The organism is Halalkalicoccus sp. CGA53 (assembly GCF_036429475.1).
GTDB lineage: Archaea > Halobacteriota > Halobacteria > Halobacteriales > Halalkalicoccaceae > Natronorarus > Natronorarus salvus.
The window spans coordinates 3,191,382-3,215,792 of sequence record NZ_CP144125.1 but is presented as its reverse complement, the minus strand read 5'-3'; the positions used below and the strand labels follow the sequence as shown (position 1 = coordinate 3,215,792).

At 63.4% G+C, this 24,411-nt stretch carries 25 protein-coding genes and 2 pseudogenes; 19 read left to right on the top strand and 8 right to left on the bottom strand.

Annotation, left to right across the window (positions count from 1 at the left end; translation table 11 throughout):
* The 8 genes from V2L32_RS18450 (at position 1) to V2L32_RS18415 (ending at position 9,209) form a co-directional block, all read left to right on the top strand.
* Positions 1–2,763 (top strand): S8 family peptidase, encoded by a 2,763-nt coding sequence (locus tag V2L32_RS18450; protein WP_331234029.1) that lies wholly within the window; start codon positions 1–3, stop codon positions 2,761–2,763.
* A 325-nt stretch (positions 2,764–3,088) separates the two neighbouring features.
* Positions 3,089–3,331 carry a hypothetical protein gene (locus V2L32_RS18445; RefSeq protein WP_331234028.1) on the top strand — a complete coding sequence of 81 codons (243 nt, stop codon included), beginning with the start codon at positions 3,089–3,091 and terminating at the stop codon, positions 3,329–3,331.
* Positions 3,328–4,356 (top strand): tyrosinase family protein, encoded by a 1,029-nt coding sequence (locus tag V2L32_RS18440; protein WP_331234027.1) that lies wholly within the window; start codon positions 3,328–3,330, stop codon positions 4,354–4,356. The genes V2L32_RS18445 and V2L32_RS18440 overlap by 4 nt, the downstream gene beginning before the upstream one ends.
* A gap of 537 nt (positions 4,357–4,893) precedes the next feature.
* On the top strand, positions 4,894–5,544 hold the full coding sequence (locus V2L32_RS18435) for a helix-turn-helix domain-containing protein (protein ID WP_331234026.1): 651 nt from the start codon (positions 4,894–4,896) through the stop codon (positions 5,542–5,544).
* Positions 5,545–5,645: 101 nt separating this feature from the next.
* Positions 5,646–5,972, top strand: a complete 327-nt coding sequence (locus tag V2L32_RS18430) for a HalOD1 output domain-containing protein (protein WP_331234025.1) — start codon at positions 5,646–5,648, stop codon at positions 5,970–5,972.
* Positions 5,973–6,398: 426 nt separating this feature from the next.
* Positions 6,399–7,670 (top strand): MFS transporter, encoded by a 1,272-nt coding sequence (locus V2L32_RS18425; RefSeq protein WP_331234024.1) that lies wholly within the window; start codon positions 6,399–6,401, stop codon positions 7,668–7,670.
* Entirely contained in the window at positions 7,667–8,530 is an 864-nt protein-coding gene (locus V2L32_RS18420) for a bactofilin family protein (RefSeq protein WP_331234023.1), read from the top strand. Before V2L32_RS18425 ends, V2L32_RS18420 begins: the two co-directional genes overlap by 4 nt.
* A 265-nt stretch (positions 8,531–8,795) precedes the next feature.
* On the top strand, positions 8,796–9,209 hold the full coding sequence (locus V2L32_RS18415) for an OsmC family protein (RefSeq protein WP_331234022.1): 414 nt from the start codon (positions 8,796–8,798) through the stop codon (positions 9,207–9,209).
* A gap of 88 nt (positions 9,210–9,297) precedes the next feature.
* Here V2L32_RS18415 and V2L32_RS18410 read toward each other — a convergent pair.
* Positions 9,298–9,594, bottom strand: a pseudogene (locus V2L32_RS18410) (hypothetical protein); the annotation flags it as partial.
* A 115-nt stretch (positions 9,595–9,709) separates the two neighbouring features.
* Positions 9,710–11,026 carry an eCIS core domain-containing protein gene (locus tag V2L32_RS18405; protein ID WP_331236634.1) on the bottom strand — a complete coding sequence of 439 codons (1,317 nt, stop codon included), beginning with the start codon at positions 11,024–11,026 and terminating at the stop codon, positions 9,710–9,712.
* Between the two features lie 504 nt (positions 11,027–11,530).
* Between V2L32_RS18405 and V2L32_RS18400 the strand changes: the two genes are divergently transcribed.
* The 3 genes from V2L32_RS18400 to V2L32_RS18390 all read left to right on the top strand — a co-directional run bounded on the left by V2L32_RS18400 (position 11,531) and on the right by V2L32_RS18390 (position 14,938).
* Positions 11,531–12,679, top strand: a complete 1,149-nt coding sequence (locus V2L32_RS18400) for an alpha/beta fold hydrolase (protein ID WP_331234021.1) — start codon at positions 11,531–11,533, stop codon at positions 12,677–12,679.
* A 325-nt stretch (positions 12,680–13,004) separates the two neighbouring features.
* Positions 13,005–14,162 carry an MFS transporter gene (locus V2L32_RS18395; protein ID WP_331234020.1) on the top strand — a complete coding sequence of 386 codons (1,158 nt, stop codon included), beginning with the start codon at positions 13,005–13,007 and terminating at the stop codon, positions 14,160–14,162.
* A gap of 401 nt (positions 14,163–14,563) precedes the next feature.
* A complete protein-coding gene (locus V2L32_RS18390) occupies positions 14,564–14,938 on the top strand; it encodes a cupin domain-containing protein (protein ID WP_331234019.1) in 375 nt (124 codons plus the stop codon).
* A gap of 263 nt (positions 14,939–15,201) precedes the next feature.
* On the opposite strand, the gene V2L32_RS18385 is transcribed toward V2L32_RS18390, so the two are convergent.
* Positions 15,202–15,678, bottom strand: a complete 477-nt coding sequence (locus V2L32_RS18385) for a hypothetical protein (RefSeq protein WP_331234017.1) — start codon at positions 15,676–15,678, stop codon at positions 15,202–15,204.
* Between the two features lie 215 nt (positions 15,679–15,893).
* Here V2L32_RS18385 and V2L32_RS18380 point away from each other — a divergent pair.
* Positions 15,894–15,995, top strand: a pseudogene (locus tag V2L32_RS18380) (IS6 family transposase); the annotation flags it as partial.
* 179 nt (positions 15,996–16,174) lie between these two features.
* On the opposite strand, the gene V2L32_RS18375 reads toward V2L32_RS18380, so the two are convergent.
* Together V2L32_RS18375 and V2L32_RS18370 are read right to left on the bottom strand one after the other, a co-directional pair.
* A complete protein-coding gene (locus tag V2L32_RS18375; protein WP_331234016.1) occupies positions 16,175–17,065 on the bottom strand; it encodes a CPBP family intramembrane glutamic endopeptidase in 891 nt (296 codons plus the stop codon).
* Positions 17,062–17,355: a hypothetical protein gene (locus V2L32_RS18370; RefSeq protein ID WP_331234015.1), complete on the bottom strand. Its 294-nt coding sequence runs from the start codon at positions 17,353–17,355 to the stop codon at positions 17,062–17,064. The genes V2L32_RS18375 and V2L32_RS18370 overlap by 4 nt, the downstream gene beginning before the upstream one ends.
* Positions 17,356–17,554: 199 nt before the next feature.
* Between V2L32_RS18370 and V2L32_RS18365 the strand changes: the two genes are divergently transcribed.
* The 5 genes from V2L32_RS18365 to V2L32_RS18345 all read left to right on the top strand — a co-directional run bounded on the left by V2L32_RS18365 (position 17,555) and on the right by V2L32_RS18345 (position 21,092).
* Positions 17,555–17,920, top strand: a complete 366-nt coding sequence (locus tag V2L32_RS18365; RefSeq protein ID WP_331234014.1) for a group I truncated hemoglobin — start codon at positions 17,555–17,557, stop codon at positions 17,918–17,920.
* A 100-nt stretch (positions 17,921–18,020) separates the two neighbouring features.
* Entirely contained in the window at positions 18,021–19,202 is a 1,182-nt protein-coding gene (locus tag V2L32_RS18360; protein WP_331234013.1) for a hypothetical protein, read from the top strand.
* Positions 19,203–19,389: 187 nt separating this feature from the next.
* On the top strand, positions 19,390–19,719 hold the full coding sequence (locus V2L32_RS18355; protein WP_331234012.1) for a carboxymuconolactone decarboxylase family protein: 330 nt from the start codon (positions 19,390–19,392) through the stop codon (positions 19,717–19,719).
* A 77-nt stretch (positions 19,720–19,796) separates the two neighbouring features.
* On the top strand, positions 19,797–20,444 hold the full coding sequence (locus tag V2L32_RS18350; protein WP_331234011.1) for a helix-turn-helix domain-containing protein: 648 nt from the start codon (positions 19,797–19,799) through the stop codon (positions 20,442–20,444).
* 183 nt (positions 20,445–20,627) lie between these two features.
* Positions 20,628–21,092, top strand: a complete 465-nt coding sequence (locus V2L32_RS18345) for a pyridoxamine 5'-phosphate oxidase family protein (RefSeq protein WP_331234010.1) — start codon at positions 20,628–20,630, stop codon at positions 21,090–21,092.
* 46 nt (positions 21,093–21,138) lie between these two features.
* On the opposite strand, the gene V2L32_RS18340 is transcribed toward V2L32_RS18345, so the two are convergent.
* Both V2L32_RS18340 and V2L32_RS18335 read right to left on the bottom strand, forming a co-directional pair.
* On the bottom strand, positions 21,139–21,276 hold the full coding sequence (locus V2L32_RS18340; protein ID WP_331234009.1) for a DUF7560 family zinc ribbon protein: 138 nt from the start codon (positions 21,274–21,276) through the stop codon (positions 21,139–21,141).
* A 109-nt stretch (positions 21,277–21,385) separates the two neighbouring features.
* A complete protein-coding gene (locus tag V2L32_RS18335; RefSeq protein ID WP_331234007.1) occupies positions 21,386–21,793 on the bottom strand; it encodes a helix-turn-helix domain-containing protein in 408 nt (135 codons plus the stop codon).
* 187 nt (positions 21,794–21,980) lie between these two features.
* Between V2L32_RS18335 and V2L32_RS18330 the strand changes: the two genes are divergently transcribed.
* Entirely contained in the window at positions 21,981–22,160 is a 180-nt protein-coding gene (locus V2L32_RS18330) for a hypothetical protein (protein WP_331234006.1), read from the top strand.
* 311 nt (positions 22,161–22,471) lie between these two features.
* Here the strand turns inward: V2L32_RS18330 and V2L32_RS18325 are convergent, their stop codons facing one another.
* On the bottom strand, positions 22,472–23,017 hold the full coding sequence (locus V2L32_RS18325; protein WP_331234005.1) for a halocyanin domain-containing protein: 546 nt from the start codon (positions 23,015–23,017) through the stop codon (positions 22,472–22,474).
* A gap of 102 nt (positions 23,018–23,119) precedes the next feature.
* Between V2L32_RS18325 and V2L32_RS18320 the strand changes: the two genes are divergently transcribed.
* Positions 23,120–24,322: a P-loop NTPase gene (locus tag V2L32_RS18320; RefSeq protein WP_331234004.1), complete on the top strand. Its 1,203-nt coding sequence runs from the start codon at positions 23,120–23,122 to the stop codon at positions 24,320–24,322.
* Positions 24,323–24,411 lie beyond the last annotated feature (89 nt).

Here is a 24,411-nt window from a genome sequence, read left to right as displayed (position 1 = left end):
ATGACACGAAACAGCTACGACGTACGAGGGGAAACGATAGCCCTCGAGGAGGAATCGGGCGTCCTCGCGGTCAGACTCGCCGAGCGACGTGAACGGACGAGCGACAACATGGACGAGATCGTCGAGGAACTGGATCTGGGCACACCGGTGATGAGCGCTGCCGTGGCCCGTGGCGTCGATCCGTTCGCCGAGGCTGGCTGGGTGTTCGTCCGGCCGTCGGAGCGCGTTCGTCGTGCGGTCGAGACGAACGAGGCCCCGGACGGTACGGAGTTCGTCGGTCGAGTCTACCGCGACGGCGAGGGCCGGCCACTCGTCGACACTCACCATCTGACCGTCAAACTCGACCCGGAGTTCGACCCCGACGAGGCGATGGCGATGCTCGACGATCTCGAGGTGACGTACGTCCGCACACTCGGGTTCGCCCCGAACCTCTTCGAGGTCCTCGTCTCCGAATCGAAGGGATCACTGGAGGCAGCAGCGCGCGTATCCGAGGCTCCAGAGGTCGTCTACGCCGAACCCGTGTTCGTCGAACACGTCGAGTCGCGGTCGATGACCGCACTCGAGCCGCGGGTCGACCGGTTGCCGAACGATCCGCGATACGGTGAACAATGGCAGTGGCCGATCCTCGACGCGCCGATGGCGTGGAGTGAGACCCGTGGGACGGACACGACGATAGCTGTCATCGACAACGGCTTCGACGTCAACCACGAGGACCTCAGCGACGCACTTACCGAGGCGACGGGGTATTACAGTCGAGGTGGGATCGCGAGTGACCGGTTCGTTCGCGGAACCGACAACTACCCGGACGCGAACCACGGGACGATGTGCGCGGGGATGGCGAGTGCCGCCGGCGATAACGCCCGTGGCGTCTGCGGAGCTGCCTGGGAGGCGTCGCTTACGCTGGTCGCCTGTCTCTCCGACCAGGTCGGTACGCAGACCACCCTCGCGCTCTCGGTCGCATACGCCGCGAACCCGGAGCTGGAGAACGAGGCGACAAACGCGGGACTCGATGCGAGCGACGGTGCGGATGTAGTCGTCTGCAGCCTCGGTCCGAGCACCGGTGCCTCCTGGACAATGCACTCGGTCCTGATGGATGCGATCGACTCGGTCGTCGAACGAGGCCGTGGGGGACTCGGTGCGCCGGTCTTCTGGGCGGTGAGCAACGGCAACGTCCCAATCGAGGGCCCCGGTGGAACGGATCAGGTCGCCGCTCACGCGAACACGATCGCCGTGGGTCGATCGAACGAGAGCGACTCAGAGGACGGCTCAGCGTACGGAGCGGCGCTGGACCTTCTGGCACCCGGAACACGCGTCCTCAGCACGGGGTCGGACGACCGGTACCAGATCGGTACAGGGACGAGCTACGCGGCGCCCTGTGCGGCCGGCGTCGCCGCGCTCGTCATAGACGCCGACCCTGATCTCGGGTGGGAGGACGTGCTGTGGACGATGATCGACACCTGTGACGACATCGGCAACGTGGGGGAGGGCCACCACGACCGCTACGGGTTCGGCCGGATCAACGCGGGCGCCGCGGTCGAGGAGGTGGTGGGCGGGCAGGTCGCTTCGCGCCCATCGATCGTCGGACCATCGACTGCCGATGCCGGCGCAGATCCGCCGCGGTTCCGGGTCGACCTCGCGGGGTTCACTCACTACCAGGTGGAGTTTGCGACTCGCCCCGAGCTGTTTCACGGGGAGAATCACGGCGACGAACGCCGATCGTCGAACTTCTTCCCGATGTACGGCCAGGAATCGGTGGTCCGGCAGACGCTCGCCGAATACGTTCCGTCGAGAGCGGTCTGGGAGCGGTTGCGCAAGGACGGCACCTCGCGGATTCACTACCGCGTGTTCACCGCCTACGGCGAGACAGGCTGGCATCACTGGGACGCCTCCATTTATGACGAGGAGTACGCTGAAGCGCCGTCGGTCAGGATCGTCGACGAGGAGTCCAGAAACGGCGACGGAGAGGCACCTCTGATCGAAGCCAGCGTCGGCGCTGGCGGCGAGAACCGTTTCGAAGATGTCCGGGCACTACGCGATCGGTTGCGCGCGCTCGGCTTCGACTGGCTCGAGACGGGTAGCCGTGTCGACGCCGAGCTCAGGCGCACGATCAACCTCGTCCAGTCGATCGTTGCGGGGCGACGGCAGGTACGAGGCGACGGCCGCGTGGACGTCCCCGGACCGACGTACGCCTGGCTCACGAGCGCGAACCCGCCGCGGTGGCAGCGGATGCCTGTCGGCTCCCGGGACGGCCCGGAGGGCTTCTACAACGTGGAGGTGGCCGAACAGCACTGGGACGACCACGAGTACGGGACGAGCTGGTTAGCGGCGACACTCGAGTCGGCCGGTCGCCGCTATCAGGAGAGCTACCGATCGCGGGTCGACCGGGCTGCACCGATTACGGTAAACGACGCGAGCCCCCGTCGAGGCGGGGATACGCCCGATCACAGCGGCCACGAGACCGGCCTCTGTGTCGACCTCCGGCTGCCAAGGACGGACGGTACCGCTCCGGGTATGACCACGTTCCGCCACCCCCACTACGATCGTGAGGCCATGCGAGCGATGGTGCGGGCGATCTCCGAGGAACCACTGCTCCATCGGGTGCTGTTCAACGACCCAGAGCTAATTGCCGAGGGGCTGTCCACTAGGGCACCGGGTCACGACAACCACGTCCACGTCGAGATCAGTCCACCGGAACGACACGGAGACGGCCGCGAGGTAACGGAGCCAGTTGAGCTCGAGAAAGGGGAGGTGGTGAGCCCATAACCATCCGCCAACGTTCGCATCGGTCGCTAAAGCAGGCTGTCACCGAATCAACGACGTCACGTACACGAAATGGGATGCTGGCGACTCGCAGAGCGTCGCCACCCGTCGTGACTACTACGCCGAAGTGGTCCGTCCGTCCCTCCGATCCGACACAACCGAATCAGCCACTCGAGGACTGCACCCTTGGCGAGGGGTTCGATAGACAGCACCCGAAGATAACATCTCAATACCATGACATCTATTTGAATATATCGTCTGACGGTCCATACGGACGAGTGAGCGAACGTATATCGGGATACGACGGCTCACTGTGTAGAGTAGAACCATGACAAGAAATTACGATGAATACGGCGGAAAGGAAATTACTATCGTGGACGACGAAGGAGCGGACGGTCCTCCGGAGATAATCATCGACGGAAAGCGGCTGAACGTGCTCGCCGAGGAAAGCGGGTACTACACGAGGTTCCTCCCGTACAGGCGGTACGCCTCGCTGGAGAACTTATCGAGGGATCTTGTGGATCACTGGGCTACTATCGAAGGTGCACTAGAAGAGGTGGAGGACGCGTGACCAACAGGAAGAACGTTCGAGAACTCACGAGAGTTGAGAAGGAGGACTTCATCCGTGCAGTGTGGGCGTTGAAGGAGAGCGGTGAATACGCCAAGTACGTCCGATGGCACGTAGAAGGGGTGATGAATCCAACCCTGGCACCAGGCGAAACGGTTCCTCCTGGCACCTCCGGAGCAAACTTCCGAAACAGTGCTCACAGGGGGCCCGCGTTTTTACCCTGGCATCGGGAGTTTCTTCGACGATTCGAACAGGACCTCCAATCCGAGGTCCCGGGGGTGATGCTGCCGTACTGGGACTGGACGGAAGACGTTGAGTTGAGTGATCCGGCTAGTAACACGTTCGGCTGGTCGCAGGATCTCGAAGAGCTTATCGGAGGAGACGGCGACCCGGAGGACAACGATTACGTGAACACGGGACCGTTCGCGTATCGTCCGTCCGAGTCGGACGAACGGAGCTGGACGATAATCGACCACGACATCAACGAGATCGACGAGGGTCTGCGACGCACGCTCGGCCGGGATCGATTCTTCGAGCGGACCGACGTCGATCCGCTCTTGCCCTCCCCGGGATCAGTCCGCGGTGATTCCTCGAACCCGGGCCTGCTCGAGATCGTTCCATACGACCGATCGAAACGGCGCGAGCCCGATCCGTTTCAGTGGAACGCGTCGTCGTATCCTAGCTTCCGGAATGTGCTGGAAGGATTCCGGGATGAATACGGCGATCCCACACCCGCGTTCCACAACCTAGTACACATCTGGGTCGGTGGCTCCATGTCGGACCATACCTCACCGAACGACCCAGTCTTCTTCCTCCACCACTGTTTCGTGGACAAACTCTGGGCGCAGTGGCAACGAAAGCACCCGAGGAAAGGGTACGTACCCGCCAGCGGTGATGATGTCCCGCCGGGTCACGGATTGAACGATCCAATGCGACCGTGGAATACCCCCGCCGATACAGTCACGCCGTCCAACGTCCTCGATCATCGTTCTTTGGGCTATAGGTATACGAGTCGCAGATTCGTTTGAGATACCTATCGTTACCCAGGACGGGATTCAGAACGCTTACTCAGTAGGGTGGGGCGTCCCGTTCTCGATTTGGGCACTGGAGATCGAAGACGTCGAAAAGATTCTCGCGAGGAAGTACCCGAGTCCGCCAGTGGCGGTCGTCGCTAGTACTCCCGTGCCCGCCGACAGCTTTAACGAACGTTCGCCTAGATGGTATGAAGCCTAAACACACCCGAGGAAATATGAGCTCATGCGTGCCTTCGCAGGCTATCACCGGTTCTGTGTAGCGGCGGTCCTCTCTGTATAGGATAGTAGAGTGTTCGGCGAGCGAGGTGGAGGCCATCCGGTCGTCCTCAGTAATGGACAGGCTTCTCTAGCTAGCATAGCCTTCACAGGATACTCCAGCGTGCCTCGGAATTGGTCGACGAATAGAAAGTACGTAGTCCGCAGCCCCGACACTCGGTCAATGGAATGAAAAGTGAGCGATGTAGAGAGACTCCATGCGGTTCGATACCCTGTACCAATAATTCTACATAGATAGATATTGAAAGCCACCCCATGAGCGTTGTCGCTGAGTTCACGGTTCCGGCAGAGGCGCTACCTGGCGGAGACGCTCTCGTCGAGATGCCAGACGTTCGCATCGAGATCGAACGGATCGTCCCCACACAGGAAGCAGCGTTGCCGTTCTTCTGGGTGTGGGGGGAGCAACCGGAACGGTTCATGGAGCGTGCCGGAATGGAGCCGAACGTAGCAGACGTCGACCTACTCGAACGTTTTGACGGAGGTGCGTTGTTTCGTGCAGAGTGGTCACCGGAAGCGGAGCTCATCGAGGGTATCAAACGCCTGAATGCGACCATCATCGAGGCAACCGGTACGTCCGACCACTGGCGCTTCGAGGTTCGGACACAAGACCCCGAGGCGTTCACGTCGTTCCAGGAGGTGTTCGAGCAGCAGGGGATCTCCGTTCACCTGCAGCGTCTCTACGACCTTGCCGAGTTGGTCGAAGGGGACACCCAACCGGTAACACCGAAACAGCGCGAAACGTTGCTCACAGCCTATCGAGAAGGCTACTACGACAACCCACGGGAGATATCCCAAGCGGAGTTGGGCGCACACTTCGGGATCTCCAACCGTGCCGTTTCGGACCGGCTTCGGCGGGGGACGCGGAACCTCATCGCCATGCGTCTGTTCGAGTCCAGCGATATATAGGGAAATAATGTAATTAATATTTCGGCATGAGTCCTCTTATAAACTCCCTCCACAGAGAACCCTCACCGTTAGGCGGTACGGGGTTCTACCGGTGTACGCTAATGAAGGAAGGACGGGACACTGACGCGGTAGTAACGTTCGATTGGAGGAGTTTCGATTCACCGAGTGTTGCAGTAGCTATCGCCGTTGCCGAGAGATCCGGTGAGGATCCACTAGATCTCACGCCACTGCACGAGGTGATAGCCCCCGAATCACTGGACGATCTCTTCTCTCGACCGAGCTACTCTCACGAGAAACTGAACGGGCATGTCGAATTTCTGTATTACGACTACCGGGTCGTGATTAACGCAAACGGTCGTGGCTACCTCTACAACTCTACGAACTCCCCATCTCCCGTCGTGCTTGCAGCCGACGAGTGCGCCGAATAGGTAGTACATACTCGTCTCTGTCGAGCGACTCGTTCCTCCGATTGTTGGTGATATCATCGAAGACGCCCGCTTCAGAGCGCCTCCGTATTCGGTTCGTTCTTCGAGTCACAGTGCCGAGCGCGGTGTCTCCCCGGACCGGGGAGTTCGATCCCACCGAACCCGCGCCTCGGAATCCCCGTCGGTCGATATCGACTGTGAACTCCTCTAATACGGGTTAGACTCGCTCGGAGCGATCTCGTCCGAGATGAGATCTCGTAGGAGAGCACTCTCCGATGGAGGGAGAGCCCGACGGAAGAAGGCCACAGTGAATCGAAAGAGCGAACAGAGTGAGCCGCGGAACAGCCGTCTACGGCCACCGGCTCGGTGTTACCTCCACCCTCCCGAAAGGTAAGGCTACTGCGAATCCAACTCGGAGACCGGCAGTCAATGAAACTCTTCGATTTCGTTCGTACCCGCCAGTGGGTTCCGATCACTGGGTATCTGATCTACGTGTCGGCGCTCACGGCCGGATACTACTACAACCTCACCTTCGTTCAGTTGGGCTTGATCGACCTCGGGACGCGACGGATCGGGATGGGTCCCGAAGAGGTATCGATCGTGATGGGTGGGCTCGCGCTCCTCACGCTCGTCGCCGCCGTCGCGAGCGGCGTGCTGATGGATCGACGCGGGTGGAGCACGGAGCTCACCGTCAAGTTCCGACTGCTCCTCCTCGTGATCGCCGTCCAGCTGGCCCTGACCGTCGCCGCACCGCACGTCGCCACGCCCGAACAGTTCGTCCTCTGGGTCGTGGTCTGTTCGCTGGCCCTCGGGCTCGGTATCCCGGTGACGTTCAGCTTCATGATCGACTTCATCCCGATCCGGGATCGGGGCTACGTCGCGGCGGTCGTGGCGGGGCTGTCGTTTTTCGTCGCGGCGCTCTACCCGGTCGAGTGGCGAATCGAGGAGTTCAGCACCGTGATGAGCGTCGCGATGGTGCCGGCCGTCGTCGTCCTCGCCGTCCTCTCCGTAAAGCGGTTCGCGTTCGTCGACACGCTCGCCCGCCAGCACGAACGGTTCGGCACTGGCCGCTTCTGCCGGCCGACACCCGTGCGAACGACGAGCTTCACGCTCTGGGGACTGATCGTATTGATGTTCGGCGTCTTCTTCATCGATAGCCTCGGCTTCCTCAGGATCATCGAGACGCCGATCTACATCTACACGTCGTGGCAATCACCCGACCCGAGTACCCGACTGTTCATCGCCGTCACGCACGTCGTCGGAGCGCTGGCCGCGGGCGTCCTGTACACGAACTTCGACCGCAAGTGGCTGTTCCTCTGGGTGTTCGGCCTCTTCGCGTTTACCCACCTCCAGTACGTCTTTCACCTCCGCTTCGGAGCCGGTGGAACGCCGCCGCTGACACTGCCGATGTTCTACGTGCTCGCCGTCAGCTTCTACACGACGCTCAACTTCGCCCTCTGGCCGGACCTCTCGACGCCCGAGACGATCGGGACACACACGGCACTCGGCGTCGGAGTCGCTGGCTGGCTGGCGACGTTCGCCAGCACCGCACTGGCGTTGTACTCGGAAGGGATCGAGCTATCGCTCCTGGACCACCTGACGTACGTGAACGCCCTCGCACTCCTGTTCGCCGTCTCACTGCCGGTACTGCTGTACGTCCACCGTATGACCGAGATCGTCCGAGGGGAGCCGATCTCATGAACGTCGAACTCATCCCACTGTTGATTCTCGCGCTGTTGCTGATCTCGGCGGGCGGGGCCGACGTCGAGACGGCCGAACTCGTGATGGAGGGAGACCACGAGGTCACGGAGCATCGTGGTGCGTTGATCGTCGGGGACGCGACCGTCACCGTCCCGGCCGACGCCGAGGTCTCCGGCCCGATATACGTCATCGGTGGCGATGTGCGCATCCAGGGGACCGTGGCTGGCGACGTCACGCAGCTGTCGGGCTCGCTCGTCGCCGAAGAGGGCGCAGCGATCGGGGGAGAGCTGTTGCACATCTCCGGGACGGAGACACTGGCCGAGGAGGCGACGATCGCAGTGCGGACGACCGCCGATCTCACGCCCGCCGAACCCAGCCCCCTCGCCGCGTACACGCCCCTCGTCCTGACGACGCTGGTACTGTCGCTCGTGGGCGGGTGGCTCGCAGAGAAACGTCGATCGCTCCTGGAGAACGTCGGGAGGGCAGCGCGTGACCACACGCTCGTCAGTCTCACCGTCGGAGGGCTTCTCTTCGTGACGTTTCTGTCGGTGTTCGTCTTCATGGCGTTCACGCTGGTTCTCATCCCGGTGAGCATCCTCGGGCTCCTGATCGGCATGCTGACGACCGCCTACGGGGTCCTCGCGTGGGGGTACCTCGTCGGGGAGCGTCTGAATACGCCTCGCGTCGGGGTAGCGACCGGTCTCGGAGTCGTCGCGGTCGTGGCTCTCACGCAGCTCCTCGGCCTGATCCCGTTCGTCGGCGAACTGATCACCGGTGTGCTGCTCCTGACGGGCCTCGGTGCGGTCGTCGTGACGTACTTCGGGCTGCGCCCGTTCGAACCCGTGGTACTGCCGGAGTGACCGCGACCCTCGCCGTGAGTACTCCCGACGGCCCGTCATCGGCTCGGTGCGTGGACGTCTCTTGTACGGCTCACTCGACGTACTCACAACGTGTCAAAAACGACGTGCGAGATCCGGAGGATGAGTTCGTCAGTCAGTCGGCCGGACACGTGCGAGGAGGCCGTCAAATCCACACTGTTCTTGTAGCAGGTGTGCAGTCCGGTCGGGGTGCTCGTAGAGAAAACCAAACCGAAATCTATTCTCCCGAACGTGGAAATACCCGTCTATGGGCGATTCTGAACGAACCCACTATGAAGTCACTGCATCGCGTGTCAGTCCAAAACGGACTCGCGTCGACACTGGTGACGCGGAGTTCGTCGTCGGAAAAGACGTAAATCCCGTGGAGTATTTCCTCGGATCTGTCCTGGCCTGTCTCAACTCGACCGGAACGATGGTCGCTCGCGACATGGACATCGACATCGAGTCATTAGAAGCAACGGTCGAGGGGGATCTGAATTACGCGACCTATCGAGGTGAGGAGGTCGAGGATCGTGCAGGCCTCCAGGGACTCGAGGTGACGCTTTCGATCGAGACGGAGGGGGACGCTGACCTTGACGCCTGGCTTACGTCCGTGAAAGAGCGGTGTCCGGTCACCGATAACGTCGAGAACGAGACCGGTCTCGGCGTCACCCTCGATTGAACTGAACCGAGAGCGATCCGTGGCGAGGCCGACGCGAGTCGTCTCGCTCCGGGTTACGCTGGTTACGAATCCGCGCTGTGGGGCTCGTTTAGACGCGTGAGATCACCGGTGTGAGGTGCTGACGGCTTGTTCTAATCTCTACCGACGGCCTTCTGGACGACTCTCTGAACTGGCCAAACCAGGTTCCTGTGTCTACCGTCTCGTCGAACCGATGCTTCAACGCGAAGAAGATCGCATCGACGACTGACCGCCGGTGATAGACGTCGTCCTCGTGACCGGCGTCGTGCGCTATATTCGGCCGATAGAACTCACGGTGTTCGATCACGGGTCGGATGCTAACGTCCCGGAGTTCCTGGTGAAGCGCGTCCCAGTCGTAGCTTTTTTCGATGGTGACCCTTTTCATAGGGATCATCGTAGCCACCCGGATCCCTCAGGCACAGATATCACTGGTGTCGTTCGAACCGTGATCGAGGAACTACGAACTCCTACGATGATCCCTATCAGTTGCTCTCGGGAAAGGGGCCACGCCACGTGTAGTCAGTACTGTCGAACCACCAGGCGCGGTGAGTGATCGTTCCCGAGACGGTCTGGGTCCACGTCGCCTCCATGTCGAAGGGTCCCGCGCCACGGTGTTGCTGTAGGAGCAGCGCGTCGTCATCGGAGATCGTGCCGAATCCGGGGACGAACGCGACGAGTCCGGCGTGCCAGTCATAGGGGTCCCACCAGCGGTGTTCGACTGTGCCCGTGATCGTCGTCGTATCGCCGCTCCGGGTCAGCGTGAACGTCCCGGTCGACGTGATCGTACTCGTACCGGACGCGTAGTAGAGCTCCGTGAACGTCGAGGCCGTGAACTGCCGATCCCAGTAGTCATCGAACGTGCGCGTTTGGCCATCGCTCATCCCGTCGGCGATATCGGCCAACGACTTCTCGAACCGGCTCTGGTTCGTCCGCTCTGCTCTGGTGACCGCGTTGAAACCACGCAGCCAGCCTACGTTGAGCTGTTTGGTGCCGCCCGTACCCTCGAGGAACCGCTGTAGGTTGTCCGCGGCTACGTCGTACCCGTCCTCACGGGCCTTCCGGATCATCTCTCGGTACTGCTGCTCGATCCGGTCGAGCCGCGCCTCCAGGTCCTCGCCCGTCTCCTCTGTCGAAGACGAGTCCGAGGACTCGCGTTGGCGATAGATGGTCGGGGGAGAGTTCATCGAGCCCGTTTCCCCGTTCTGGAGGACGTGCGTCAACTCGTGTGCGAGAAGTCTCCGGCCGCCTCTCGTCCCTGGCTGATACCGTCCCTCACCGAAGTAGATCTCCCGTCCGTGGGTGAACGCTTGCGCATTCAACCCCCCGGCTAGGCACGCGGCCTCCGTGCCATCGTGGACCCGCACCCCATCGAGGTCGGCGTCGAACCGCGACTCGAAGAAGGCACGCTCGGATCCGGGGATCCGATGACCACCCGAGGCCGAGGCCCGAGCGGTAGCTGTCCCGTCGATCCGGTGCTCCGACAGAGTGGTACGGTCCACGGACCGCGACGTGGCACTCGACGGCTGAACTCCGTATGCGGACGAATCAAGCGGGTTAGAGGTGCGCATCACGGTCTCCGCCACCCGCTCGGCCTCCCGCTCGCGTGCATCGCCGGGCCGACTGATGGCCTTCGCTCCCTGCAGCGCCCCGGTTCTCAGGAGGTCCTGAACGGCCTGGTTTCCGAGCGTCCGCTGAAGCGCACCGGTCGTACTCTCCGGATCCCGATCCCCCGACCGCGTATCTCCTTCTCGTTTCTCCTGCCGGACGGATCTCCCCTTCTGCGTTCTTTGGCGGATCATTAGCACCTTCTCCTGCCTCTCGAGCTTCCTCGAAGCGTTCGTTCGATCGGTTCATCGATTTCACATACAGGATAATCTGTCTCTTACAGCTTGCTCCCTGGGACGATAAGCACTAGCACGACACGACATCTGTATCAACGGCACTCTCCGCTCCGTACAGCCCTGTGGTGGCGGTGGTGCAGAACGGTTCTCATAGCGCGATGGTGGGGCGAGCGAACATCGTCACTCGCTGGAGACCGAAGCTCCCGGGCGTCCCCGTCGGGGGCGAACGTACGACCGCTCATCGGGAGTGACCGCACAGAGAGTAGCGGAGGTCCTCATACGTTCCCAGGTTACAGAATCCCGACCCGTCACTATCACTGTGACCGACGCAGTGGGTCTATGCAACACTCACGTTCCGGCGTCGTCGGCCTCGGATGAGGATTCGAGTTCGTATTCGGCTTCGACGAGAGTGAGGGGGCAAACGGCCGAAGGCTTATCGTATAAATTCCGGTAGGGTGTGTCATGGAGTGTGACGCAGGATACGAGACAGATACGCTGTCAGCGAAGATCAGAGCGCGATTCGTGCCCGGTGTGAACGGGTTGCGGATGCACATCCTGGAAGCGGGGATCGATCCGGACGGACCATGCGTGGTGCTCTTACACGGGTTCCCAGAACTGGGGTATAGCTGGCGGAAGATCATCGTACCGTTGGCCGAAGCCGGCTACCACGTCGTCGCCCCGGATCAACGGGGATTCGGCCGCACGACCGGGTGGGATGGGTCCTATGACGGGGACCTCGCCTCTTTCCGGATGGTGAATCGTGTCCGAGACGTCCTCGGCCTCGTCGACGCCCTGGGGCGAGAGTCCGTCGCCGGGGTGATCGGACACGATTCGGGGGCTCACGTCGCCGCTTGGTGTTCGCTGCTCCGGCCCGACGTGTTTCGGACGACAGTACTCATGAGTGCGCCGTTCGGCGGGCCGCCCGAGCTATCGTCCGGGGTCGAAACAGACATCGAAGAGATGAACGAGGAACTCGGACGGCTCCCACGGCCTCGCAAGCACTATCAGTGGTATTACTCGACGCGAACGGCCAATCACGACATGTCGAACTGTCCGCAGGGCGTTCACGATTTCCTACGAGCGTACTTTCACTACAAAAGTGCCGACTGGGAAGGAAATGACCCACGGCCGTTACAGAGCTGGACTGCCGACCAGCTCGCGAACCTGCCGACGTACTACGTCATGGATCGCCACAGGGGGATGGCTGAAACGGTGGCCCCGTATATGCCCTCCGAGAAACAGATTCGCTCGTGTCGATGGCTTACCGACGAAGAGCTCCGCGTATATAGCTCCGAATACGGACGGACGGGCTTTCAGGGCGGACTTCAATGGTATCGATGCAGAACCGATCTGCGGTATCAACGCGACCTCCAGGTGTTCGGTGACCGGACCCTCGACGTGCCGTCGGCGTTTATAGCGGGTCGACGCGACTGGGGAGTCTACCAAAAACCTGGTACCGTCGAACGAATGCAGGATTCGGTCTGTACCGACATGCGTCGCTGTACCCTCGTCGAAGGCGCTGGTCACTGGGTGCAACAGGAAGCACCAGAACGCGTCACCGAGCTTCTCTGTGAGTTTCTGGATGGCGTCCGAGAATCTACACGGAGTTGACTCACCCGAGAAGCGCTACCCGAATTCCCGCGAGAGATCTTCACTTCTAGGGCCGTGTGGTATCGTCATGACGCTCTCGTGGGACGGAACGTACGAGATACGCGCCCTGTATCTCGGAGCTGTTCGAGCAGGTCTCGGATGCTCGACAGCGACGTCGTGAAAAACGAGAGGAGGTATTCAACACGGCGCCTTCGTTTATTTCAGAGAACCCGAGTTGAACCATCCGTTCGAGAGCGCTACGATCCGCGGACCGGCTGCTTCGTCTATCTCCGACTCCAGTAGAGTCAAGTGGGGCAGTGCGAATGGCAACCGCAGGTAGTTATAGATGCGATGGCAGTATCGTGACACCGTACTCGTTTTGTGTACGTTCGCGTTCTTCGTGACCTACTTCGCGAGAGTCGCGATCAGCCCGGTGGTCCCGTTCATTACGGACGATTTCACGATCTCGAACACGCAGATCGGGATCGCGCTGTCGGGGATGTGGATCGCCTACGGTCTGACGCAGTATCCGAGCGGTGTCCTCGCGGATCGGTTCGGAGAGAAGCGTATCATCCTCGTCTCAGTCGGCGGTACGGCGGTACTGAGTTTTATCGCCGGTATCGCACCGCTCTTTCCCGTCCTCTTTCTGGGTCTCGTCGGTATCGGTGGGGTCGCCGGATTACACTACACCGTTGCATCGACGTTGCTCTCACGCACCTACGACGACATCGGCACCGCGATCGGGCTCCACTCGCTGGGCGCTCCGGCCGCCGGACTGATCGCGCCGATCGCCTCTGCCTGGATCGGCGTTCGCTACGGCTGGCGGCCCGCGGTCGCGCTCGTCGTTCTCGTCGCCGTACCGATATTCGTACTGTTCCTCTGGAGGGTGAATCCGACCCCGCCGCGTCGTTCGGAGGAGCGAGCGGGCGTCGGGCTGTTCGTATCGTTTCTCTGGCGGCCGGTGATCGTGTTCTCCGCGCTCGTCGCGGTCATCGCGATGTTCGTCATCAACGGACTCATCTCGTTCCTCCCGACGTTTCTCGTCGAGTTTCACGGCTACTCGCCCACGTTGGCTGGTGCGGTATTCTCGGCGTATTTCGTCGTCAGGGGTGGAGCGCAGATCGGGGTGGGTGCAATCTCGGATCGCTTCGATCGTGATTCCGTGGTGAGCGGGTGTTTGCTGTCGGGTACCGTCGGTCTCGTCCTGTTTCTCGCCGGTCCCGACTACCTCGTCATCGGCGCCGCCGTCCTCCTCTTCGGGATCGGAAACAGCTTCTTCGCGGCGCAGGAGCCGAAGATACTCGATAGCCTGTCCGAAGGGGAACGGAACGCCGGGTTCGGCGTCTTTCGGACGGTCTACGTGGTCGGAGGATCGACCGGATCGATCGGCGTCGGTGCGCTCGCGGACCTCGTTGGATGGCACCGGACGTTCGTCGTGCTCGTCGTCCTTTTCGCCGTTTCGTTCGTCCTGGTCACGCTGAATCGCCTCTTCAAGAAGTACTGACCGAGGCGGTCCGATGCTCGGTGTCGCGGGGTTCCGAACCTGGCACTTCGAGAACGTGCTGGACGTATTGGCCTCCCCTCCGTCGGTCCCGTGGTTCCCTGAAATCGGGCTAGAACAGGCCAGTGAACCGACAGGGAGGCTATTACGTCGGACCTGCCCGCTTCGGACAACTCATCACAGGTGTTTCGACCGGGTCACGAGAGATCGATGACGGCTCTGCAAAACCCAGAGAACACACCCGCGAACTGGCACCTCCAACGGGACACCTTCCCACTCGGCAGCTACGTCGGCGTTCGTGTTGGAGCCTAGAGGTCGTATTCCCGTCGCCGAATCCTGGCGGTCCCCCTCCGATTCCGACATCCAGAACGTTTTAACCCGACTGTCGAAAAAGAGGTACGGGCATGGAAGTAACTAGCATACCATCGACCGAACCGCAAGAGATGGACGGCGAAGTCCAGGAATCGGCAGCACTCCTCCGGGAAGGGCTCGCGAGCGAATTCGATGACACCACCGTTCGGTCGTCGGAAGTAACCTTTCGACCGGGGGAACGAACGAAGTTCCACACACACGACGGGATACAACTCCTGTACGTGACGGAAGGGACCGGCGTCGTGGGTAATCGAGAGGAAGAACGAACGGTTACCGAAGGCGATTTGATCCTGTTCCCACCGGGAGAAGAACACTGGCACGGCAACAGAGATGATGCGGATTCATCGTTCAGTCACCTGTTTTTCATCGTCGAACGAACTGGAACGACGACGACCGTAGCGGAGTGACTCTGGCCGGCCTTCGACCGGACCGGCCGTCCGCCTTCCGGTCATCCCCGATGCTGGTGCTACGAATTTCGTACGAGTACTCGACACGCGCTCCAGGAACGGGTCTGCGAGATCCGACGGTTGGCACGGCTGACACACCTCACTGATCCGGCTCCATCCCACCGGTCCCGAAGACGGGACCGACTCTGACCACCACTGTTATTATGTCCACGGTGGCGAACGTCAGAGACACGCCATCCGGAAAGCATCGATCGTTCTCGCAGTCATCGGCGTATCCGCGAACGAAGCTTCAGACCCACGGCGAGGAGGGTCGCGAGTGGCCCACTGAGGACGAGCGCGACGAGGCAGGCCACGAGTATCGAGAGCACTGGCTCGGTGAGCGGTGGGGAGATCGTCGCCCCGATCGGAACAACGACGACGCTCGCGACCGGAGCGACCGCTCCGTACGCGAGGAGCCTTCGCTGTCGCGGCGAGAACTGGATCCCGTCGTCGTCACGCTGTGGGATCCAGAGTCCTGCCGCCAATACGACGAACCCCACGAGCACGTACAGACCGAACACTACGATCGCCAGCCCTTCGGCGAACCCACTCTCGCTCGGTGACATCGCCGTGAAAACGAGTGCGAACCAGACGAGACTCCCGAGTATCAGGAGGGTCCCGAGTACAGCGAGCCCGATCTGGAGGGACGCTCGTCCCGATCGAGGGAGGCTCTTCATCAGGGAGCCGGAGGTCGTGTTCATACCTTCGAAACGGTCGTAACGCATATAAAATACTTATCCGATTCTCGATCACCGAGAACGTGGTCTCTCAGAACGGTTGTCCGAGAGCCCGTGAGACCGGTGATCCACGCACGGCTCCGACAGGTACTGCTCGGAATGTACACCCGGTACGTTCACTTGGCACCGTCTAGTTAGCGCGGTTTGAGAAGCGAGCAGGTCGTAGTGTTGGTTTGATCATGCAGCTCGCAGACCTGCTCAGCGAGTGCTACGCGGTGGAATTCGATGAATCGTGGGAGCGCGTGCGGACGGAGACACCCGTCAGGGTGTTCGCCCCCCGGGGTGATCGCGCTCGTCGGGACAGACCGCTACGCGAGACGGGTAGAACGCCGATGAAAGTTACCGTCGGCTATACCTCTGTAGAGGTCCTCCGCATCACGGGGGGGTTCGATGACCGTGAACGACGTACAGCCGACAGTATCAGCGTTCGACCGTCCACGTATTCGACTGGAACGGAGTTCTACAGGGACTTCCCTCCGGGGCGCGTTACCGTCGGCCGAGTCCTCTTCCACCCGCGGAGTGATTCGGGACTCCACCCCACGACGAGGACTGCTGTCACGAGAACGTAGCCCGTGAGGACGAACGGGTACATCTCGGCGGCGAACCCCATGACTTCGCCCGTCAGGTTCACGAACGCGTGGAACACCAGTACCGCGAGGATGCTCCGATCCGTGTTGTTGTACACCCACACGTGAAAGAGCGTGGCGAGGACGAGCATCGGTAGCCACCACGACAGCTCCGGCTGGAACGTCGTGTGCGCGTAATAGCCGGGCAAGAACACGAACGGAGCGTGCCAGATCGCCCATGTCGTCCCGTTTATAAGCCCCGCCGTGAGCGCACTGAAGCGTTCCTGGAGCTGGTCCAGCCAGTAGCCGCGAAGACCGATCTCTTCGGGTAGTGGAAAGACGAACGCGAAGACGAGGATCGAGACCACTGCCACCGGGTCGAACAGGCGGTCGGTCGAGACGACCTCCAGAGGCGCTGGTGTGATCCCGAACACCAGCGCGCCACCGGCCATGCACAGATTGAACACGGGCCAGAACAGCACGAGTATCGGCCACCACCGCGGGCCGATCCGACCGATATCGATCAGTCGGTTCCCCAGGTCACGCAGCCCCGGACGCCCGTAGAGGAGCCAACTCAGGAGGACGCCGGCCAGTAACGGGCTCGTCCCACCGACGACGAACAGCCCGACGTTCGGGAACGACCAGACCGACTCGCCCGATACGACTATCGGCGCCCAGAACAGATACGCCCAGCCGAGATAGATGACGGGGAATCCCCACGGGGTACCAGTGCGTGCGAGGAGCGCCAGTCTCCCCTCGGGTCGTCGCTGCCCGTCCGAGTTCATGCGATACGGTTCCATCCCCGGGCCGAAAGAGCATACCGCCTGTCTGGGAGAGTTCGTCTCGACGAACGGTGGTCGATGAGCGTCTTTCTCCACCTACTCGCGAGACTCGTGATGAATACGGACTCCCTGTCGATCACAACTGACTCGAAAAGCCTGTACTCTGCCCTTCGAAGGGACGACTGTCGCCCCTTCTGGTCGTGGCCGACTGTTTCCTCAGCCTCTCTGAACGGATCGAGCGCGCCCGCGTCGGCGAAGACGCTATTTTCGGGAGATCCTCCCGACGCGGTCATCGTACGTGTTCACCGGCTCCCGTGTTCATTTCCTCCTGTTCCAGCGGAACTACGGGTGTCCATGTTCCACTCCCGTGTGGCTGATGTACCCTCACCATCCCCTCGATAGTCCGTGGTTCCACGATCGGATAGCGACCGTCTCTCGCCGAAGGTGTTCGGGCGGTCATTCAAGGCCGGGGAGTTCGTTCGGTCAGAGTGGATGGAGAATCCAACCCTCTACGAACGACTGGGTGGACGTGAGTCGATCGCCGCGGTCGTCGATTCGTTCTACGAGCGCGTGCTCGCCGACGACCGACTGGCACACTACTTCGAGGCCACCGATATGCAGCGTCAGCGGGCCCATCAGACACAGTTTCTCAGTTCGGTCGCCGGCGGGCCAGTCGAGTACACCGGCGGGGACATGGAGTCCGTCCACTCCCACCTCGACATCAGCACCCGGGAGTTCGACGCGATCGCGAACCACCTCGATCGGACGCTCTCGGAGTTCGACGTCGACGACGCCGACCGGAACGAGGTGCTGGAGGCGTTCTACGGGTACGAGGACGAGATCGTAACGACCGTGTAGCCCGTGTCAAAACCGAGCGCAGGTCCGGGCGGTGAGTGCGTCCTCCCGTCCCCGACGGCGGGGGGAAACGAGTACGGTCCAGGGTCCCGTTGCGTACCCCATGTCCCGCGCAGTGATCTCGGCGTGGGCCCGACGGTACGTGCTCGTCGCGGTCTGCTGGCTGGTCCTCTGGCAGGCCGCTCTCTTGGTCGATGTCCCTCGACAGACCGAGGTCGTCCTCGGCCTCTACGGCTTCGTGTTGCACGTCGTGTTCGGGAAGGCCTACTCGCTGGTGCCGACGTACTTCGACCGCACGCTCTCCGAGCCCCGGGCGGCGGCGCTCGGCCTCCCGCTCACGGCGGTCGGCGTGGCGTGTCTCGCTTTCGAACCGATGGCTGGGGTCCCCGATACGGTCGGTCTCGTCGGTGCCGTCTCGTGGATCGCGGGCGTCTCGCTCTTCGTCGGGGTCCTCGTCTGGACGATCCGGGACAATCCGACGGGGGCGGAGACGGGGACCGGCGGGGTGAACGTCCACCGGGCGTCCGTCGACCGGGTAGTGAACGCGTTCGTCCCGATCGCGCTCGCGTACCTCCTGTTCGGGAGCTACGAGACGCTCGCGCTCTACGGCGTCGTCCCATCGGCCTTCGACGGCTACCCGCCGCGGGCGACCCACCTGCTCGGGGCGGGAACCGCGACGCTGCTCGTCTTCGCGCTCGGCTTTCGGTTGCTCCCGCGGTTTCTCGTCGCCGAACCGCCACGCTCGCTCGTGGTCGTCGTCCTCGCGGCCGGTGCGGTCGGCCCCCTCCTGCTCGCCGCCAGCCTTCCAGCGGGGACCGCGCTCGCCGTGGCGGGGGCGATCGAGGCGCTGGCCGTAATCGGTTACGCCGTCGGCTTCCTCGTACTCTTTCGTCGATCGGATCGACGGCGAGTCGCGTTCTACGGTGTCCTCCTGGGAGCGGTCGGTGGCGTCGCGGCGGTCCTCCTCGGACTCTGGCTCGCCGTCGGTGGTCTCGATTCGGGGATCCTCGCGGCGCATCGGCGCCTCACGCTGCTCGGGTTCCTCGGGCTCACCATCGTCGGGGTCTCCCTGCAGTTCTACCCGCCGAACGTCGGCCGCTGGCCGGGCTGTTCGGATCGGACCGCGCTCCTCGCGATCGGCCTACTCGCCGCCGCGGCCGCGATACAGGCCGCCGGACTGACGTTCTCCAGTCCCCCCGTCGAACGGGTCGGAGCGACCGTGGGCATCGTGGGCGCACTCGCCTACGGCTATCTCCTCGTGGCGGCGTTCGCGACGCGTCGGTAGGCTCGGTCGTCGCTCGTTTCTGGCTTCGAGAGCCGAAGACGGGGAGTGGATAGTCGATCGGTGGTCGGACCGTCGGCGGTGTCGGCCGTCGGTCACGGCCTCGCGATCTCACGGTCACCAGGACCACCGGTCGGCTCCGGTTCGACCCCCCACACTGATGAGGGACGCGAACGAGCCAGCCACTACCATGGGTGACGAGATCGACGACCCGGAGGAGCTACCGTCGGCCGCCGGCGAGTTCGCCGAGGAGTACCGCGATGTCTGGGAGGCGTACGCCGACCTGGGTGAGGCCTGTTCCGAGGCTGGCCCTGTCGCGGACGAGACGAAACGACTCGTGAAGCTCGCGCTCGCGATCGGGACGGGGTCCGAGGGAGCCGTCCACTCGCACGTCCGTCGCGGGCTCGACGAGGGGATCTCCCCCGAGGAGCTGAAACACGTTGCGGTGCTCTCGATCCCGACGATCGGGTTCCCCGGAGCGATCGCCGCGCTGAGCTGGATCGAGGACGAGACCGACTGATACGGACGGTCCGTGGCTCGGCGGAGCGGTCGGTGCCGACCACACGCTGAAGACGTGGCGGTGCGAACGGAACGGACGTGTCATCCGGGATCCGAGCCACGGTGACGGTCAGCACCGACGGCGAGTGTCCGATCGCACGGTTCGCGAGCGCGACGGGAACGGTGATCGACCGGGTGTCGACGAGCGTCGCCCCCGCCGGGACCGAAAGCGTCTCGGAGTTCGTCGTGGACGTCGGAGAGCGACCCGATAGCCCGCCGGAGGAGCCGGTCTTCTCGTACGGAACGGCGACCCTCTACCGGGTCGAACACGGGACGGAGCCGATCTGTCCGTGTGCGTGTCTCGGCCGGTTCGGCTGTCCCGTCCACCGATACGCCGCCTCCGGCGACGAGGTGACGCTGGTCTTTCACGCCGAGAGCTTCGACCAGCTCCAGGCGGTGATCGGCGAGTTCCGGGAGCGGTTCCCCGCCGTCGACGTGAAACGGCTGCTCCAGCCGCCGCTCTCGGGCGATCCCGAGGAACGGGTGTTCGTCAACTGGGGGAAACTGACCGACCGCCAGCGCGAGGTGCTCGAGACGGCCTACGGGATGGGCTACTTCGAGCGTCCCCGAGAGGCTAACGCGACCGAGGTGGCGGACGAGCTGGGCGTTGCCCCGTCGACGGTCTCCGAACACCTGCGTACGGCCCAGCGCAAGATCTTCGAGGACCTCCTCGAGTCGAGCGTGTAGCCGCCGGCTCCTTCGGAAGGCCGCCAGCGACTGTCGGGCGACCCCGACGAGAGAAACTCCAGTGCCTACCGCACAGCACTTGCATGGGGAACGCCACGCCGGGGGTCCGGCCGGAGGCGGTGGGTTCCGAACCGCCTGCCGTCCGACGAATGACTTAACCCCACCCGTGCGCACCCACCGACCATGGCACTCGCGGAGGAGACCGAGATGACCCGAGGCGAGATTGACGAGTTCCTCGGTCGCCACGAGACGGGCGTGCTGGCGCTCGCCCGGTCGGACGAGCCGTACGCGATCCCCATCTCCTACGGCTTCGATGCCGACGAACGGACCTTCTACATGCGACTGGTCTCGACCCCCGAGAGCCAGAAACGGCGCTTTCTCGCCTCCTCGCCGGCCGCCCGGCTCGTCGTCTACGAGGAGGCGGCGGAGGGATCGGTCTACCGGAGCGTCGTCGCAACGGGCACGCTCGCGGAGATCCCGCTGAACGAGCTGACGGTCGAGCGGATCGAACAGTACGGGGAGGCGAAGCGACCGCTGTTCGAGATCTGGGGCCGGTCAACGGCGGACCTCAACATCCAACTCTACCGGTTCGTACCCGACGAGCTGAGCGGTCGGCTGACCGAGATCGATCGCGAGGACGGCGGGTGAGGGTTAAGTCGATCGGGACAAACCGGCGACCGGGCGACGCCGTTCGTTACGTCTCGACGAAGTGTTCGGGATGGACGGAGGCTCCACAGACGGGACAGCCGTTGCTCAACGTGGCCTCGCGCATCGGCCCGTTCAGTTCGATCCGCTGTTCGCAGTCTGGGCAGGTGAACTCGTACTCTTCCATGGGTTCTCGGCTCCGTCCGTCCGTCGTCCTCCCCAACGTCCGGCGGTGGGAAAGGGTTTCACCCGGACGTGGGATGTGTCGCGCTCGCTGATCGGTGCTGTCGGCCATCTCATCGCTCAGTCCTCGCCGCGAGTGACCACCTGGGCTGCTCGCGCTCGCGGCGGGTCACCTCCAGTTCGGCGCCGCCGTCGCCGCCGACCGAGAAGCGGACGTCCCGCACGCAGAGGCAGTACTCGCTGACGTGTCTGCCCGAGCGGTGGATGCGGATCCGCTCCTCGATCAGCCCCGCGTCGGCGAGCCGTTCGAGCTTCCTGTACACCGTCGAGGTCGGGAGGTCGAACTTCTCGGCGATGTCGTTCGCCGACAGGGCCTCCTCGCCGGTCGCCTTGAGGATCGTCCGACAGTCCGCGTCCTCTAGCGCGCGGAGCAGCGTCCGTACCTCCTCTTCCCGATCGACCGTTCTGACCGTCGAATCGTGCGGTCGAACGTCCGCGATCGCCATCGGTGCCTGACTCATACTCCAATCGAGAGGCGAGCCGACTACCAGGGTTCACCACCGATATCGGGGGTGGTTTAAGTACTCGACCGTCATACCGGCCTCGGACCCGCGTTCGCATCCGAGCGAGGCCGGCTCCGGCCGTTCCCACCGACTGGGAGTCGGCTGTCGTGTTTAGGTGACGGCGTTCGAACGACGTAACGGAACCATGTCCGAAGAATTAACCGTCGACGCTCCGGAGCGATGTACCGACTGTCCGATCGACACGAGCGACTGTCCGGCCGTGATGGTCGCGTGGACCGGCTCTCGTGCCGTCCTCTGCGAACAGGACAACGTCGACGGCTGGCTCGCCTCCACGGTCGTCGTCGACCTGAACGCGATGCGGTAGCTCCCGGTGTAATGCCGTTCGCCTCTGGTCGCGTTCGGTCGCCGGCCCGCGACCGCTCCACTCTCTCCGGCCGACCGGGTTCGACGGCCGGACGAGGGTCGCGGCGCCCACAGAGGATCACGAGCGTCCCGGCCGCCGGACCCGCTCGTTCGGACGCTCGAAACACTCGCTTCGCTCCCCGGATGGTCCATTCTGGTCCAGGTGAACGGCCGGGTCCCGCACTCCCCGAAGCTCCGGGACCGGGGCGACGAGTTCGAGACGATCGAACGAGAGCGACGTCGTGACCGTGGTCTGGCGGCCGTAGGGAAACCTCACTCGACGACGACGGCCCCCTTCATCCCGACGCCCTCGTGCGGCGAGCAGACGTATCTGAACGTCCCCTCCTCCTCGAAGGTGTGTGAGAACGTGTGGCCCGCCTCCTCCGCGAGGTCGGACCCGAAGGCGCCGTCGACCTCCGTGACGTCGTGAGAGCCGCCCTCGCCGGTCCACTCCCAGGTCACCTCGGTCCCCGGATCGACGAGGATCGCGGGTGGATCGAACGTCAGGCCTTGCTCACCGGCGCCGTTCGCGACCTCGACCTCGTCACGACCGGTCATTTCGAGGGTTCCCTCGTAGTTCTCGACGTCGTCGAACCAGTCGTCGTACTCGGGTTCGTCCTCGACGAACTCCGCGTCGCCGGGCTCGTCGTCGTCTCCGACCTCCGCATCCGGGTCCGCCTGGGGGAGTTCCGCGGGCGGTCCCTCGAGTTCGTCCTCGTCGATGAACGCGCTACAGCCGGCGAGTCCGGCCGCGATACCGGCGCCGATCGCGACGGTGAACGAGCGCCGTCCGAGTCCTCCGGTCGTGTCCTCTGCCATGAGGGAGGCTCCGTCCCTGGAGGAAAAGACCGCTGTTCCGGTTCCCACCGACTGGGAATCGCGACGACCACTTATCGTCGCCGTCGACCCTACGTTCACGTGATGGCCGAGAGTCACAGCCCCCCGACGCCGTTCCAGGAGATCGAACTCCCCGACGGGAGCGATCCCATCGAGAAGGGTGTCGTCCGCCGGGTGAGAACCGGAGACGGGTCGGTCACCGTCGACGTGGCGATCGACGGCCTCGGCGAGTCGCTCGCCGAGCGGATCGTCGAGCAGGTCCGCGGGGCGGCGCTCACGCTCCCCGGCACCGACCACGTCCGCGTCCTCCCGGTGAAACACGAGGACAAGAGCATCGAACTCCCCGAGGTCGACCACGTGCTCGCGGTCGCGAGCGCGAAGGGCGGCGTCGGGAAGACGACGGTCTCGGTCGCGCTCGCCCGCACCCTCGCGGCTCGCGGGCTCGACGTCGGACTCTTCGACGCCGACATCTACGGCCCGAACGTCCCCCACCTGCTCGAGGACGTGGAGGGGCCGGTGCTCACGAACGAGAACGGCCAGCCAGTCCCCCTCGAGTCCGACGGGTTGCAGATGCTCAGCCCCGGCGTCGTGGGCGGGGAGCCGCCGACCGCGCGGCGAGGGGCGATCGCCTACGGTGCGATGGAGAACCTGCTCGGACAGGGCGCGTGGGAGGGCCGCGACGTGCTCGTCATCGACATGCCGGCCGGCTCCGACGACGTGGCCGGCGCGCTGCTCGAACACGTCCCGGTCGACGGCGCGGTGTTCGTGACGACGCCGTTCGACGCAAGCGTCGACGACACCGAGCGAACCGTGAAGCTGTTCGAGGAGAACGGCGTCGCGACGGTCGCGGCGGTCGTGAACATGAACGGGTTCGACTGTGCGTGCTGTGGCGAGCGCAACGAGCTGTTCGAGGACCCGGTCGAGATCGACGTCCCGACGGTCCACACCCTGCCGTTCGACCGCGGCCTCCAGCGCTCGCCCGGCGGGAAGGGGGGCCACGAGGCGCTCTCGGGGCTCGCGACGACCGTCGAGGGCTTCCTCGACGAGGTACTGGGTGCCGCCCCGGAGGACACGGTCGACCTGCGGGGGCTGCCCCGGGACAGCCAGGTGCGACAGCTGAGCGCCGAGGTGGCGTACACCCCTGCTGGGGACTGTGTCCGTGCGCTCGTCGAGGAACCGACGTGGCTACTCGACACTCTCCGTTCGGACGTGGGCGACCTCCTCGGAGATCTCGCCACGAGACCGATCGGGGAGAACGGGACGCTCCTCGAACTGGAACGTGCGTGAACGCCCCGACGGGGCCTGCTGAGAGCCGTAGGGATCTGTGGGAGTGTCCGTTCTTCTCATAGGGATCATCGTAGCCGACTGGATCTCCC